General features: G+C 71.8%; 1 protein-coding gene and 1 pseudogene. Both read left to right on the forward strand.

All coding sequences use genetic code 11. The annotated features are described in order from the left end of the window. The first annotated feature begins 148 nt into the window (after positions 1-148). Positions 149-505, forward strand: a complete 357-nt coding sequence (locus tag B9G38_RS17600) for a DUF2209 family protein (protein ID WP_086221206.1) — start codon at positions 149-151, stop codon at positions 503-505. Then, positions 502-1,142, forward strand: a pseudogene (locus tag B9G38_RS17605) (GTPase HflX); the annotation flags it as partial. The gene B9G38_RS17600 and the pseudogene B9G38_RS17605, both read left to right, overlap by 4 nt.

The following is a 1,142-nucleotide window of genomic DNA, read 5'->3' on the forward strand; positions in this document are numbered from 1 at the left end:
CCCGGACGGACCGGCTGTCGCCCGACGCCCGGCACGGGAACGTTCAACTCGGCGGGGGACCTACCGCGGTGCATGGACGCACGAGCAGTCGCGGGCAGACCCGTGGAACGAACCGTGGTGACTGACGCCCGCCCCTGAGGTCGTCGGCGTGGACATCAGCGGCCGCCACGAGGAGGACGGCGGGTACCTGATGGTCGCGGCCGCGGTCCACGCGCGGATCGACTCCTCCCGGATCCGCTCGGTGGAGGGGATGGGCTTCGCCGCCGCGCGCGAGGGCCCGACGCTGGAGGCGACTGTCTCCCTCGCCGCCGAGGCGGTGGGCGACCTCCCGACCCCGCCGAACGGGCCGGTCGTCGCGGAGGGCGGGGAGTTCTACGAGGAGCCGGCGGAACGGGTCGGGCTCAGCTTCCAGCCCGAGTTTAAATACGTCGAGAGCGTAGGCGAGCGCGAAACAGTGCAGGCAGCACACCACGCCGCGTACGCCGCCCGGAACCTCCTCCGATGAGCGGGGGCGCCGAGCGAACGGACGCCAGCGCCGAGCCACCGACCGAGGGGCGCCGCGCGGTCGTCGCGAAGCGGGTCGATAGCGGGGAGGCGGACCTCACCGAGATCTCGCAGCTCGCGGCCGCCGCGGGCTACGACGTGGTCGGCGAGCTCACCCAGACCCGCACCGAGGACGCCGCGTTCATGTTCGGGGAGGGAAAGGTCGCGGAGCTCCGCGACCTCGTCCGTCGGACGGACGCCGAGGCGGTGATAATCGACAACGACGTGGGCCCGTACCAGACGTTCAACGTCGGCGGGAGGCTCCCGGAGGGCGTCGAGGTCGTCGACCGCTTCACGCTCATCCTGGAGATCTTCGGCCAACGCGCCGACACCCGGAAGGCGCAGCTTCAGGTCGACCTCGCGGAGCTTCGCTACGAGCTCCCGCGCGCCGAGGCGAAGGCGAGCCTCGCGAAGCGCGACGAGCGCCCGGGGTTCATGGGGCTCGGCGAGTACGACGAGAGCGTCGAGCGCGACATCAAACGGCAGATATCGGAGATCCGAGACGAGCTGGAGTCGATCGCGGCGAAGGAGGAGGCCCGCCGCGAGCAGCGCCGCGACTCCGGCTTCGACCTGGTCGCGCTCGCGGGCTACACCAACGC

The sequence above is a fragment of the Halorubrum sp. SD612 genome (genome assembly GCF_002135005.1).